We start from the raw sequence: 13329 nt of genomic DNA, 5'->3' as shown, positions 1-13329 counted from the left end.
GAATCAGACTTTTTCGTCTACTTCATCTACCTGATCAAACAACTGCACAGGATGCCCCGGCATAATTGTCGAAATGGCATGCTTGTAAACCAGCTGTGAATGCCCATCCCGGCGGAGGAGAACACAGAAGTTATCAAACCAGGTAACAACACCCTGCAGCTTCACACCATTAACGAGGAAGATCGTTAGAGGAATTTTGCTTTTACGAAGGTGGTTAAGAAAAGTATCTTGCAGATTTTGCGTGCGCTCGCCCGCCATTGGAGTTTGCCTCTTTTCCCTGAGTTGCCGACTAACCTACAGGGTTGTAGTTGATAGTTTATTAATATTGACGGATGTCTGCCGGCTGAGCCTCTCTCCGTCGTTGCGCGTACATTACACGGCGAACTGCAAAGATTAGCAAGAGGAGAATGCGCGAGATGCGTATTCGTTCCCCAATCTTAAGTCATTTTTTGTTCTAAAGTTCTATCCGCCTAACCCCAAAGACCTAAGTTTTCTATGCAATGCGGAGCGTTCCATGCCGATAAATTCAGCTGTCCGCGAAATATTGCCGCTGAAGCGAGCTATCTGTGCAAGAAGATATTCCTTCTCAAAGATTTCACGCGCTTCACGCAATGGCAGACTCATTAGACGCTCTCCGCCCGTCCCTGTCGGCGTTGAAGGAATCATTGCTCCGACTTCAGCCGGCAGCATATCGGTCGTGATTTCTGACTCTGGATCACCGCTTGTAAGAATCATCAGACGTTCAACATTATTACGTAGCTGACGAATATTTCCGGGCCAGTCATGAGACTGCAGAACAGCCATAGCATCGGTGTTGATCTTGCGTTGGGCAAGGCCAGTTGCTGCAGTAATCTGGTTCATAAAATACTCAATCAGCTCTGGCACATCCTCCCGCCGTTCCGATAGCGACGGAATCCTGATGGGAACAACAGAGAGACGATGGAACAGATCTTCACGAAAACGTCCGCTCTCAATTTCAGCTGCGATATCACGGCTGGAAGAAGAGATGATACGGACATCGACATGGACACGCGTTGTCCCATCTAATCGCTGGAAGTTCTGATCAACAAGCACACGTAAAACCCTGTTCTGAGTTTCCCGAGGCATATCAGCGATCTCGTCGATATAAAGGGTGCCGCCATGGGCTTCTTCCAAAGCGCCCGTACGACGTGCTTTCCCGTCTCCTCCCTCAACACCAAATAGCTCCGCTTCCATGTTTTCCGGAGTAATCATAGCCGCATTGATGACAACGAAGGAGCCTTGCGCCCGGCTGGACAGAGCATGGATTGTACGCGCTGCCAGTTCTTTACCAGCACCCGGGGAACCCGTGATCATGACACGCGCATTTGTTGCTGCAACGCGTTCTATATTCTGTCTGAGTTGATTGGCGGCAGGTGAAGAGCCAATGATCTTGCTGGCCTGGGTAGAATGGGCTTTCAGATCCTTAACTTCACGGCGTAACCTGAAAGTTTCAAGGGCGCGTTCAGCAACTAAAACAAGCCGGTCAGCTTTAAATGGCTTCTCGATAAAATCATAAGCACCAGACTTGATGGCAGAGACGGCCGTCTCGATATTGCCATGGCCGGAAATCATCACAACAGGCAGATCTGGGTGTTCTGCCTTGATCAGTTCGAGAACCTGAAGCCCGTCCAGTCTACTGCCCTGAAGCCAGATATCTAGAAAGACAAGATGAGGCCGTCGTGCTTCGATCGCTGCCAAAGCTTCATCAGAGTTATTCGCTGTTCTTGTCCGATGCCCTTCGTCTTCGAGGATACCTGCGACCAGATCACGAATATCAGCTTCATCATCGACGATGAGAATATCTGCGCTCATGTCGTTACCCTATCTTCAGTTTGTTCACGTTCATGTATTTCTTTAGTTCCTATGAGGCGCGATATCCTCATCCGAACCTGACCTCCCCGTCCATCGGGGTTGTCCGCAAGCTCAAGACCACCACCGTGGTCTTCCAAAATTTTCGCAACAATTGCCAGGCCCAGGCCCGTCCCACCCTCTCGGGTTGTCATGTATGGCTCCAGAAGCTTCTGACGCCCTTCTTCCGGGAAGCCCTTACCATTGTCGGTCACGGTAATGAGTACAATCCCGGATTCCAGATCATTCGTCATGGAGATTCTAATGACGCCCTGTCCGCGATCTTCATCCGGAATAGCAGTGATGGCCTCTGTGGCATTCTTAATGATATTCGTGAATGCCTGAGACAAAAGCCGGCGATCAAACTTCAGACGAACCGCTCTTTCTGGAAGTTCATCAATAAACTGGATTTCCGGGTTGGAAATGCGCAGCATAAAGACAACCTGACGGACAGTCTCAACCAGATCGTCTTCACCGATTGTTGGCTTGGGCATTCGGGCGAATGAAGAGAACTCATCCACCATCCGCTTGATATCCTCAACCTGACGTACAATCGTTGCCGTACACTGATCAAACACTTCGCGGTCAGTTATGATAACCTTGCCGTATTTGCGATGTATCCGCTCTGCCGACAACTGAATTGGGGTCAGAGGATTTTTGATCTCATGGGCGATCCGTCGGGCAACATCGGCCCAGGCTGATGTTCTCTGGGCCAGAATAAGGTCTGTAATGTCATCAATAGTGATAACCAGCTCATTATCCTGATTGTTGTTTATCTCATTGGTAATCTTGATGTTGAGCGTTCTTTCACGCTCATTACGTTTAATTGTCATTTGTCCGCTGGAGAACTTCTGACGAGAATTTTCCGTCTCATCCAGAATTGGCGTAATTTCAGGAAGCACATCTGTAATGTGACGACCAATAAGCGCCTCTTCTGTCTCCTGCAAAAGTACTGTTGCGGATGGATTGACCAGAGAAATCTTACGTTTCTCGTCTAGACCAATAACCCCCGCCGAAACACCGGCAAGTACGGCTTCCGTAAAGCGGCGGCGACGATCAATTATTTCATTCGCTTCAGTCAGGCCATCATGCTGATTTCTCAGCTCAGAAGTCATTTTATTGAAGGTTTCACCAAGATGAGCGATATCGCCATCTTGAGACCTGACAGGCACCTGAACATAAAAGTTACCAATCGCAACCTGATCTGTCGCATGAATAAGACGGCGGATTGGCGCGACCAGCCGATTGGCAAAGTTCAGACCAAACCATGTTGCTGACAGCAACCCAATCAAGGCGATAAGGGCGAACATGATCGGGAAGGTAATCTGAATAGCAGCGTTCTTCTGCTCAATGAGCTGATATTCTGTAACACCCGCCTCGGCAATTGCCGGGAACATAGTGGCAAACGGATCGACGCCACGCGCAACATAAAGGATTTTACCTTCCAGATCAGGAATTTTTAGTATTGCGCTATAGACATTGCCTTCACGGGGAATAAGACAGGTTGCGTCCTTATCACTTACATCGCGAATATCATTGGCATCCGGATAGCTGAAGTTATCAGGCTTCCGAATTTCTACCTTCTCAATAACTTTAGCATCTGTTGGTTCTAAAAGCAGAGCAACAGGAAAACCAAGAAATACGGCCCTTGACCGCATAAACTCACGGAAGACCTCACGGTCAACGGAATAGAGAACGCGGGCACGCGTCAAATCAGCAGCCATCAGCTGCGTTTCGCGAGCCAGACTTTGACACTGGCTTTCCCGGTAGGCCTGCGCCATGCTCAGTGTCATATTCATCAGGTTCTGAACATCACCCGTAAACCAGGGATTCAGGCCACGTCGCAATGTCACTGTTCCCGCAACAGCCAGAAATACTGCCGGCAGAATGGCGACAAGGCCAAACAACCCCATCACCTGACGGTGAAGCCCTGAAGCAGCTAGACCTGCTGTGCGGGCCTTCCAGACTTTCCGGGCCTGCCAGGCAATAACCAAGATTAGCAGGAAAACAACGGCAAAATTGATAAAGAAAACCGTGAGAACAACATTATGCGTTGGCAAAATAGGTGTTAGACCTGCCAGAACTGCAAATGTCAGTGCCGCAACAAAAAGAGATAGAAAGACTGCTGTCAAACCGATGATATGCGCACCACGCTTATTACCATCGTTTGCAAGTGGGGCCTTTTTTTGTGTTCTGCTATATCCCAATTCGGAAAAGCCCGTCTGTTGCTTTAGTCGGTTATTCGATATCTTCCTCATCAGAAAGAAATGCGGCAAATATACGAATGGTCGCAACAGTGATGCATGATAACCACACTGTGGTCAAATTATTACACCTGCCAGACGTCCGAACTGTAGACAACCTGCTCAGCTATTGATCCGAATTGTTTTTAAATTCAAATCTCTAAGCTTCTTTCTCAATGTATTTCGGTTTACTCCCAGAAGCTCTGCTGCCTTGATCTGATTACCATTGGTGGCAGCGAGGGCCGCAACCAGTAAAGGTGTTTCTACCTCACGAATGATTCGGTGATACAACCCGGCCGGTGGAAGACTGTCCGGAAATTTCCCGAAGTACTCTGAAAGATGCTGCTCAACAGCCTCAGATAGACTGCCCTGATAAAGCTGAGCTGTGCCAGCCTGTCCAGATGTCCGCTCAGCTGATCTTGGGGCATAGTCGAGTGTCTGTGCATGCTGGTTCTGCCCAAGCTCAACTTCAATAATTGCTGAGCTGATAATATCCTGAGGATACAGAGCTGCGAGCCTGCGCACCATATTTTCAAGTTCGCGGACGTTTCCGGGCCACTGATACTTCTTCAGACGGTCCATTGCTCCAGCATCAAGCTGTTTTCGAGAAAGGCCTTCCTGCTCAATAAGAGAGAAGAAATGACGAATGAGATCGGGAATATCTTCAAGACGCTCCCGCAAAGGCGGCAAACGAAGCGGTACAACATTTAACCGGAAGAACAAATCTTCCCGAAACAGCCCTTCCTTGATCTGTCCACGGAGATCCTTGTTGGTTGCCGCAACAATACGGACATTGGTTTTAATGGGCTTTCGTCCGCCAACGGTGGTGTATTCGCCTTGCTGGAGAACGCGCAGGAGCCGTGTTTGCGCATCCATCGGCATATCACCGATTTCATCCAGAAAAAGGGTTCCGCCTTCTGCCTGCTCAAAGTGGCCGCTGCTTCGGTTATCCGCTCCTGTAAAGGCCCCCTTTTCATGTCCAAACAGCTCAGATTCAATCAGCTCTCGCGGAATAGCAGCCATATTGACGGCAACAAATGGCCCGTGCTTGCGCTTGCCATAATCATGCAGAGCGCGGGCAACCAGCTCCTTACCAGTTCCGGATTCACCCGTAATCATGACGGTCAGATCGGTTGGCATCAGACGTGCGAGGGAACGATAAATTTCCTGCATAGCAGGCGATCTGCCCACCAAGGGAATATTCTCTTCCTCTTTAGCTGTTGCTATTCCAGCCAAATTATCACGTTTTTGTGTCATAGCGCGGCCAACCGTATTGATCAGTTCTTTCAGATCAAAAGGCTTTGGCAAATATTCATATGCGCCTCGTTCTGAAGCTTTAACGGCTGTCAGAAAGGTATTTTGCGCACTCATAACTATCACTGGAAGTTCTGGCCTTAAGTTTTTGATTTTAGGCAACAAATCAAAAACATTACCATCCGGCATCACAACGTCTGTCAGTACAAGATCACCCTCTCCTTGTGAAACCCAGTTCCAGAGTGTGGCGACATTCCCCGTTGAGCGCACCTGATATCCGGCCCGCGACAACGCCTGGTTTAAAACGGTGCGAATGGCCATATCATCATCAGCCAGAAGTATGTTTCCTGAGGACATTAAAAGCTCTCCCGATACATGGGCATGAGAATGCGAAAAGTTGTTTTGCCGCTTGTCGGATCGCATTCAACAATGCCGCCATGCTCATTAATGATCTTGGTCACCAGCGGTAAGCCAAGACCAGACCCCTGCGCTTTGGTTGTGATAAACGGATCAAAAAGATCAGGCAGAATATCTTCAGGGATACCCGGTCCGTTATCTTGTATGGACAGCTCAATTGGTAAGCTGATGCGCTCCCGTGTTCCCTGAAACTGAACACGTACACCTGTCCTGTAGGCCGTTGTCAGGGTAATGACCCCATCTCTTTTATCTGCAACAGCTTCAGCGGCATTCTTTACAAGGTTCAGCAGCACCTGAACGAGCTGGTCACGATTGGCTAAAACAGGCGGCAGTGATGGATCATATACTTCAACAAACCGGATATTGCTGGCAAACCCGGATTGCGCAACACGCTTAACCTGATCCATTACGCCATGAACATTGACGGGTTCCCGTTCTGAGGGAGACGTCAGGCCGAGAACTTCCATACGGTCAACGAGCTTCACAATGCGATCTGTTTCATCACAGATTAGCTGTGTGAGTGCGCGATCATCCTCACTTCCAGACAATTCCAGAAGCTGAGCGGCCCCACGAATTCCAGATAATGGATTCTTGATTTCATGGGCCAGCATTGAACCAAGAGCAGAAAGAGAGCGTGTCGCTCCGCGGTTATTAACGCGTTGCTGGTCAAGCTTCTCCGCCATTGTACGCTCTCGGAGCATAAGAAGAATGCCCTGCCCCTGATCGGTATCCATCTGCTGAACGGAGATATCAACCTGCCGATCAAGGCCGATTTTCGGAGTGCCGATATCAAGTCCGTGCTCAGTGACACTCGTATGTTTCTGGCGCACGTCCTCCACAAGAGTAAAGACTGGCGAACCAAAGGGCACCAGATCACTTAATGTCTGACGCAGCATGACTTTGGCACTGACAGCAAAGAAAGTTTCAGCAGCAGAGTTTGCATAAAGTATTTCGTTATGTTCTCCCAGAAGAACAACAGGCAATGGCAGAGCCGTCAGGATGTCATTGGCATCAAACATTTATGCAGCTTTCCTCCCGGGTTGGGAAAAGAGACGTGAAAGCAATTCAAAAACCCTTTTAGGGTCTTGTGAAATAACAAGCTCGCGGCGATCTTCGTCACTAACCAAAAAGCCATCCTGAACCGCAATATCAGCATAGGCTGCAAGATGTTTTCGAGCATGCTTTATTGCTATTCTTGGGCCATAGCTTGAAAGCAGCCCTTCATAATGCTCACATGCAGCTAAAGCACGCTCTTCAGGTGTTGGCATCGGAACTGGTTGCTTATCAAGGGCCGCCCCGATCTGCCCAACCAGCCAGGGCCGCCCCATGGAGGCACGTCCAATCATCACGAAATCTGTTTTGGCGGCAGCCATACATGCGCGGGCATCTGCTTCTGAAGAGATATCACCGTTCGCAATAACCGGAATATCCAAAGCCTCTGAAATTTCTGCAATAGCATTCCAGTCCGCCTGCCCTTTATAAAACTGCTGCCGTGTCCGTCCATGAACGGTAATGGCCTGAGCGCCTAAGTCCTGTGCACGACGTGCAAGTTCTGGTGCATTAATTGATGAGCAATCCCAACCAAGGCGCATTTTAACAGTGACTGGTACTGAGCACGCAGCAACTGTTGCCGCGATAATATCTGTTGCCAATGGCAAATCACGCATCAGTGCGGAGCCGGAGTAGCCACCCGTTACTTTCTTGGCTGGGCAGCCCATGTTGATATCAATAATAGCAGCACCGGATGCTTCTGCGACCCTTGCCCCTTCTGCCATCCAATATGGTGTGCGACCAGCCAGCTGAATAACATGGGGCGTAATGCCTGCGCCATCAGAACGTAAGCGGGCTTCTTCACTGCCATGCACCAAACCATCTGATGCAACCATTTCAGAAACAACAAGAGCCGCACCAAAACGCTTGGCGATCTGGCGAAATGTCAGGTCAGTCACTCCTGAAAGTGGAGCTAGAATTGTTCGCCCTTGTATTGCAACATTGCCGATGGACCAGCTATGCAACATCTTGGGCGCCTATTTTATAATCAAATTTCATCGTGCCTAAAAATTAGCCTAGCAGGCTTTCGCAAGCAACAGGTAATGCATATCATTTTTGAAATGACAGTTTCTTTAGCCCAAAAATGAGTTAGAACAATAAAAAAGCATTCTTGAGGATCTGTATTCATGAAAACGGGTGTCATCATTGTAGCGGCCGGTAGAAGCGCGCGGCTTGGCGGCGACCTCCCGAAACAATACCGTCTGTTAGGGGGAAAGTCCGTTCTGGAAAGAACACTAGAATGCTTTCTGTCTCATGAGGCTATTGCGAAAATTCAGGTTGTCATTCATCAGGATGATCTGGCTCTATACAATCAGGCCATTGCTGAGATTTCTATCCATAAACATAAACTTTGCCCTCCTGTCTGGGGTGGAGCAACACGTCAGGAATCTGTCTATGCAGGTATCAAAGCCCTGCAATCTGTTGATGTTGTTCTCATTCATGATGCTGCAAGGCCAAATGTATCTGCTGAACTCATAAACCGGGCAATCAATTCAGTCCAAAATGACATTGCTGCTGTTCCGGGCACACCTGTTACGGATACGATCAAGCAGGTTGACGACAATGGTCGTGTGATTGCGACACCTGATCGTAATGCGTTACGCGCAGTTCAAACACCGCAGGCATTCAGACAGGCTGTATTACAACAAGCACATCATGACGCACAGACATTAGGCCGTAATGATTTCACGGATGACGGGGCATTGATGGAATGGGCCGGTCATAGTGTTACAGTTTTTGAGGGTGATCCCTTAAATATTAAACTCACCTATCAGGCTGATTTTGAGAAAATGGAACAAACTCTTGAACATGAAGGACATCATATGATTACCCGTACAGGTCTTGGCTACGATGTTCATGCTCTGACAGAGGGCGATCATGTCTGGATTGGTGGCGTAAAAATCCCTCATAATAAAGGGGTCCTTGCTCATTCTGATGGAGATGTTGTTTTACATGCCTTAACCGATGCCGTTTTGGGTGCCATTGCGGATGGTGATATCGGAACCCACTTTCCCCCCAGTGATCCGCAATGGAAAGGCGCCTCTTCCGACCGGTTTCTGGCTTTTGCCTGCCAGCGTGTCAGGGATCGAGGCGGTATCATTGACCATCTGGATACGGCTATGATGTGTGAAGCTCCGAAGCTGTCACCCTATCGCGAAGAAATACGTAAACGCATTGCTGAAATTGCTGGCATACCTGAAAGCAGTGTTTCTATTAAAGCAACCACAATGGAAAAGCTTGGCTTTATTGGCAGACACGAAGGTTTGGCAGCACAATCAGTTGCAACAATCAGGATTCCGGAGAACTTTTAATGAGTTCAATCTTCCCAGATGATATTCAGGAAAAAGCTCAAAAAATCATCCAGAGCTATGCAGCAGCTGGCTTGAAAATTGTCACGGCGGAATCCTGTACGGGTGGATTGATTGCAGGCTGCCTGACGGATGTCTCTGGCTCATCAGCTGTTGTTGAGCGTGGTTTTGTCACTTACTCAAATGAGGCCAAAGCGCAATCAATTGGCGTACCAGAAGAGCTCATTGTAAAGCATGGTGCTGTTAGCGCAGAAGTTGCAGAAGCCATGGCCATCGGTGCATTAGAACATTCTCTGGCAGATGTTGCGATTTCTGTTACCGGAATAGCAGGCCCAACGGGTGGTAGTACGGATAAGCCCGTCGGGTTAGTATTTCTGGCCATAGTTCATCGCAATGAACAGCCGGTTGTTAAGAAATGCCTGTTTGAAAGCCAAAACCGTACCGAAGTTCGCTTAAGCGCAGTTCGTACAGCACTGGATATGCTGACGGTTATGACTGACTAAGTTAGGCGCAAAAACAGCCCTTTACCTGCATGCTTTTTTTTCTCATCAAATACTATTCATGAGAACCAGTAATTGCTTGCACACGATTCAATTAAGAGTGTTCAAGACGTATGACTGAAGGTCATGGCGGTGTTCTGTACAGGCTGGTTTCAGTAACGTTCTCAACCTCAATTTTTTTGATCTAACCCGTTACTGGTTTACTTAAAAAAAGGCTGGAGTATTTCCAGCCCTTTTTTCATTCAGCGATAAAATTTAGGATAATGCATTGGTGAAGGCGGAGGAACGAATGTTGGTCGTATAACGCCTGCGTTTGGAGCCTGGGTTCTTTTATTGCCTCCTAATGGCATTCCAGTAGCAGGAACAGCCGCACATGGTGCAAGGCCGGCTGCTGTATCCATAACAATTCCAATAACAAGGTCTGAGCGGTTTACAGCTCCGGTGCGCTTGATACCGATACTGACCTTACCCATTGAAACTTCTTTTGGTACGTATTTAAGAATACCAACTCTTTCAGGTGGATTGCCAACTGTCACAACAACTTCACGACTGTCCTCAGCTTTTACATTTGGGTCAGCCAATACAATTTGCCATGTTCCAGATTTTACGAATTTAGGACCTTGAACAACCATCCCGGAGTAAGAGCTATTGCTATTAATAAGGCACGCCTGCATTGCATCGGCTAAATAGCCTGCAAGTTCTTTTCTGTCAGGATTTGCTGCGTAACCAAAAACGCGACTTCCACCTTGCTGTAAGCTTTTGGCACTTGAAAGCATATATCTCTCAGATGGTTTAGGTGTACATCCTGCGAACAAGAATAAAGAGGCAGTTAAGCTTAAAACAAAAGCACCTTTATTTTTTGAGAACCTTATTGTCACTATTACCCCTCCTGAGTGGAACCACATTTAGGGAAGAGTAAAATATTTCAAATAAAAATACATCTGAATATTAGAATAAAAACCTCCAATTAACTCTTATTCTTAAACCTCCGTCATCACACGCATTATAAGCTCCATATCATGTGTACTTATTTCGAAAAGACCATACCGAAGCTGATAGCCCCAGTGTTTGTTGCCCGATGTGAAATCAAGCTGTTCTAACAAAAGCCGAATAGGAACAGGTCTGGCATCAAACCATGAGACATCCCGTCGAAACGGGATAAAACCACCACCCATGTCAAATTGATACGGGTCACGCTCCTCAACAATGCCGATAGCTGTAAAGGCCTGTAATTTATCCTTGCCTTTGAACTGTTGCGACGGAGAATAATAGACGACACGGTCTCCGGGCTTGATGCGCCGAAGTGGGCCGCCCTTACCGTGACAAACCTGCATGAAGCCACCTGCCCGGCCGACCATAACATGGTCAGCCGATGCAACGGCAACCCAGCATCGAGGGGATGTATCAGGCTGCTTAAGAGACATGATCACCCTTCTCTGCCTGTTCGGCAAAAAGCTCAAAGAAACCTTCTGCCTTTTGATATTTATAAAGGTTTTTCCATGAGTTCAGAGTACGCTCAGTATACAGATCTAGTTTTCGAAAGATCTCCAAAGCAAACTCAACTGGTGCAACACCACTGGCGGTAATCAGATTACCAGCGGTAACAGCCGGTTCTTCACGATAATACTCAGCCCCTTTATATCCTGTTGTCTCCAAAAAAGCCTTGGCATTACTCGTATGAGGTATGTCGTTCAGTAAACCTGCCTGTGCTAAAGCTGCCGTTGCTCCACAGATCGCAGCAACCGGAATACCTGTTTTCAGAAACTGCTCGGCAGCAACAACGAAATCGGCAATTCCTCCTGATGCAGCAATATCACCACCCGGTATGATCAACATACAGCTGTCAGATGCTGAGAGCATATCCAGACTGATATCCGGCAGAATTTTCAATCCACCTTTACTGGTGATGTGATCAGGAGATTTACCGACAGTTCTAATCTGAAAACGGCCTGGCTCCTTCTGAAACTCGGGAGAGTTGATATATGCCGCAACATATCCAACTTCCCAATCAGACATGGTGTCATACACTGCTAAATGTACTGTTCCTCGCCGCATATCAGAGCTCCGGGCAATAAATACGCAGCCGATATCCATCTGGATCTAACGCCACAAATGTGTAGCCAAAATCCATAACCTGCGGCTGTTGAATGATCTTCAGACCATTGTTACTCAGCATCGCAAAAGCTGCATCAACATCTTGTCTCGTCGATAGTGGAAAAGCCAATTCCCCACTCCAGCAGATGTTTTCAATGGCAGGTTCCACCGTATGCCTTGACCAGAATGCGAGGCGCATTCCTGATGGAAAGGCAAACATTGCAAATGTCGGAGAACTTTCAACGGGTTTACGTCCTAACAGATTTACATAGAACGCTTCACTCTTTGCCGGACTATCGACATACAGAATAGTGAGATTGGGCTCGAACATTTTGTGTATCCTTCTAAAAAAGCAACCATGCACATGCGGTTGCGACTTGAAGATACCTAACCTGCCCTACTGTCAGTTTTTGTCAGCATGATTACTGCGGTTTAATACCGCTTTGCATATACCACTCTTTTAAAAGCACCTGACGTCTACGGGGGTAACGCTGCCCAATCATTCTGAATTCAATAATTTTATCCGCCCGGAAATGGCGATAGCCTGCCCTTAACTCACACCAGCCAACAAGCATCTTCACATTCTCAAAATACCCAATGGCAAATGGCCAGATAATACGTGTCGTTTCATTATTCTGGGCATCAAGGTACCGGATTTCAATCTTGCTTTCTTCTCTGATACATTTTCTGAGATCAGCAGAATTAATGCCACCTGTTTCTTCAGATGTCCTTTGACCGATAAGCAGCGTGTTTGCCTCTAGACTATCCTTCATATCATCAGGCAGAACAGAGGAGATTTTCGCGAGGGCATTCCGGGCACTGGCACCAAGGCTCTCATCCGTCATTCTTGAAACCCAACGCATACCAAGCACCAAAGCCTCAAGTTCTTCTTCCGAAAACATTAAGGGGGGAAGCATAAAACCGGGACGTAAAACATATCCAACACCGGCCTCTCCCTGAATATCGGCTCCCTGCTCCTGCAGGGTTGCAATATCCCGGTAAAGAGTTCTGAGGCTGATATTCAGTTCTCCAGCAAGTGTATTTCCTGAAACTGGAAAACGGTGCCTTCGGAGTATTTGAATGAGAGACAGCAGACGCTGTGAACGCGACACCCCGGTATCCTTTATGACTTGGTCCTTTTGCTATAAAGCTTATCGGCCCGGTCTTCAAAAGCCGTAACAAAGCGGCGAAAAGCCTTATCAAAGACAGACCCCATCAAGACACCAAGAGCAAAGTTCTTGAATTCATAGGTAATATAAAAATCGACAAGGCAGCCACCCTCTTCATCCTTAAACCGCCAGTGGTTCTCAAGATGGCGAAACGGGCCATCAACATATTCGACAAGAATATGCAGATTGTCTTTATCTGCCGTTACACGTGTTGTCAGACATTCTGATATTGCCTTGTAGCCAACTACCATTTCTGAAATGAAAACATCAAGTTCTGCATCATTCTTAAATCGACGCTTGATGTTGATGCTTTCACAAAGCGGAAGAAACTCTGGATAATGTTCGACATCCGCCACAAGAGCGAACATCTCTTCAGCAGAATGCGGAACTGTTTTTTGCGTCCGGAACGCAGGCATAAAAGCTC

General features: G+C 47.6%; 14 protein-coding genes. 2 read left to right on the top strand and 12 right to left on the bottom strand.

Annotated features, from left to right (window positions below; translation table 11 throughout):
- Positions 1–3: 3 nt before the first annotated feature.
- The 6 genes from hfq to dusB form a co-directional block, all read right to left on the bottom strand.
- A complete protein-coding gene (gene hfq / locus WJT86_RS07205; RefSeq protein ID WP_346336871.1) occupies positions 4–258 on the bottom strand; it encodes an RNA chaperone Hfq in 255 nt (84 codons plus the stop codon).
- Positions 259–462: 204 nt separating this feature from the next.
- Complete coding sequence (gene ntrX / locus WJT86_RS07200; RefSeq protein ID WP_346336870.1) at positions 463–1833, bottom strand: nitrogen assimilation response regulator NtrX; 1371 nt, start codon at positions 1831–1833, stop codon at positions 463–465.
- Positions 1830–4076, bottom strand: coding sequence for a PAS domain-containing sensor histidine kinase (locus tag WJT86_RS07195; protein ID WP_346336869.1), 2247 nt, complete (start codon positions 4074–4076; stop codon positions 1830–1832). Before WJT86_RS07195 ends, ntrX begins: the two co-directional genes overlap by 4 nt.
- Positions 4077–4235: 159 nt before the next feature.
- Entirely contained in the window at positions 4236–5723 is a 1488-nt protein-coding gene (gene ntrC, locus WJT86_RS07190; RefSeq protein WP_346336868.1) for a nitrogen regulation protein NR(I), read from the bottom strand.
- A complete protein-coding gene (locus WJT86_RS07185) occupies positions 5723–6802 on the bottom strand; it encodes a two-component system sensor histidine kinase NtrB (RefSeq protein ID WP_346336867.1) in 1080 nt (359 codons plus the stop codon). Before WJT86_RS07185 ends, ntrC begins: the two co-directional genes overlap by 1 nt.
- Positions 6803–7801 carry a tRNA dihydrouridine synthase DusB gene (gene dusB / locus WJT86_RS07180; RefSeq protein WP_346336866.1) on the bottom strand — a complete coding sequence of 333 codons (999 nt, stop codon included), beginning with the start codon at positions 7799–7801 and terminating at the stop codon, positions 6803–6805.
- Between the two features lie 159 nt (positions 7802–7960).
- On the opposite strand from dusB, the gene WJT86_RS07175 reads away from it, so the two are divergent.
- Complete coding sequence (locus WJT86_RS07175; protein WP_346336865.1) at positions 7961–9145, top strand: bifunctional 2-C-methyl-D-erythritol 4-phosphate cytidylyltransferase/2-C-methyl-D-erythritol 2,4-cyclodiphosphate synthase; 1185 nt, start codon at positions 7961–7963, stop codon at positions 9143–9145.
- Positions 9145–9645, top strand: coding sequence for a CinA family protein (locus tag WJT86_RS07170; protein WP_346336864.1), 501 nt, complete (start codon positions 9145–9147; stop codon positions 9643–9645). The genes WJT86_RS07175 and WJT86_RS07170 overlap by 1 nt, the downstream gene beginning before the upstream one ends.
- A 239-nt stretch (positions 9646–9884) precedes the next feature.
- Here WJT86_RS07170 and WJT86_RS07165 read toward each other — a convergent pair whose 3' ends face one another.
- From WJT86_RS07165 to WJT86_RS07140, 6 genes are all read right to left on the bottom strand, one after another.
- Positions 9885–10520: a hypothetical protein gene (locus WJT86_RS07165; RefSeq protein WP_346336863.1), complete on the bottom strand. Its 636-nt coding sequence runs from the start codon at positions 10518–10520 to the stop codon at positions 9885–9887.
- Positions 10521–10622: 102 nt separating this feature from the next.
- Positions 10623–11066, bottom strand: a complete 444-nt coding sequence (locus WJT86_RS07160) for an EVE domain-containing protein (protein WP_346336862.1) — start codon at positions 11064–11066, stop codon at positions 10623–10625.
- Positions 11056–11697, bottom strand: coding sequence for a type 1 glutamine amidotransferase family protein (locus WJT86_RS07155; protein ID WP_346336861.1), 642 nt, complete (start codon positions 11695–11697; stop codon positions 11056–11058). Before WJT86_RS07155 ends, WJT86_RS07160 begins: the two co-directional genes overlap by 11 nt.
- A 1-nt stretch (position 11698) precedes the next feature.
- Entirely contained in the window at positions 11699–12067 is a 369-nt protein-coding gene (locus WJT86_RS07150; protein ID WP_346336860.1) for a VOC family protein, read from the bottom strand.
- 91 nt (positions 12068–12158) lie between these two features.
- On the bottom strand, positions 12159–12848 hold the full coding sequence (locus tag WJT86_RS07145; protein WP_346336859.1) for a helix-turn-helix transcriptional regulator: 690 nt from the start codon (positions 12846–12848) through the stop codon (positions 12159–12161).
- A gap of 11 nt (positions 12849–12859) precedes the next feature.
- On the bottom strand, positions 12860–13321 hold the full coding sequence (locus tag WJT86_RS07140) for a type II toxin-antitoxin system RatA family toxin (RefSeq protein ID WP_346336858.1): 462 nt from the start codon (positions 13319–13321) through the stop codon (positions 12860–12862).
- Between the last annotated feature and the right edge of the window lie 8 nt (positions 13322–13329).

Origin of the sequence: Hohaiivirga grylli (assembly GCF_039655745.1) — a bacterium.
Lineage (GTDB): Bacteria > Pseudomonadota > Alphaproteobacteria > Rhizobiales > Beijerinckiaceae > Hohaiivirga > Hohaiivirga grylli.
This window is presented reverse-complemented; position numbering and strand designations above follow the sequence as displayed.

What these genes read in the sequence shown, in the direction of transcription:
- WJT86_RS07170 (WP_346336864.1), top strand. Translation starts at nt 9,145, where the DNA reads ATGAGTTCAATCTTCCCAGATGATATTCAGGAAAAAGCTCAAAAAATC.
- hfq (WP_346336871.1), bottom strand. Translation starts at nt 258, where the DNA reads ATGGCGGGCGAGCGCACGCAAAATCTGCAAGATACTTTTCTTAACCAC.
- WJT86_RS07150 (WP_346336860.1), bottom strand. Translation starts at nt 12,067, where the DNA reads ATGTTCGAGCCCAATCTCACTATTCTGTATGTCGATAGTCCGGCAAAG.
- WJT86_RS07175 (WP_346336865.1), top strand. Translation starts at nt 7,961, where the DNA reads ATGAAAACGGGTGTCATCATTGTAGCGGCCGGTAGAAGCGCGCGGCTT.
- ntrC (WP_346336868.1), bottom strand. Translation starts at nt 5,723, where the DNA reads ATGTCCTCAGGAAACATACTTCTGGCTGATGATGATATGGCCATTCGC.
- WJT86_RS07140 (WP_346336858.1), bottom strand. Translation starts at nt 13,321, where the DNA reads ATGCCTGCGTTCCGGACGCAAAAAACAGTTCCGCATTCTGCTGAAGAG.
- WJT86_RS07185 (WP_346336867.1), bottom strand. Translation starts at nt 6,802, where the DNA reads ATGTTTGATGCCAATGACATCCTGACGGCTCTGCCATTGCCTGTTGTT.
- WJT86_RS07160 (WP_346336862.1), bottom strand. Translation starts at nt 11,066, where the DNA reads ATGTCTCTTAAGCAGCCTGATACATCCCCTCGATGCTGGGTTGCCGTT.
- WJT86_RS07155 (WP_346336861.1), bottom strand. Translation starts at nt 11,697, where the DNA reads ATGCGGCGAGGAACAGTACATTTAGCAGTGTATGACACCATGTCTGAT.
- dusB (WP_346336866.1), bottom strand. Translation starts at nt 7,801, where the DNA reads ATGTTGCATAGCTGGTCCATCGGCAATGTTGCAATACAAGGGCGAACA.
- ntrX (WP_346336870.1), bottom strand. Translation starts at nt 1,833, where the DNA reads ATGAGCGCAGATATTCTCATCGTCGATGATGAAGCTGATATTCGTGAT.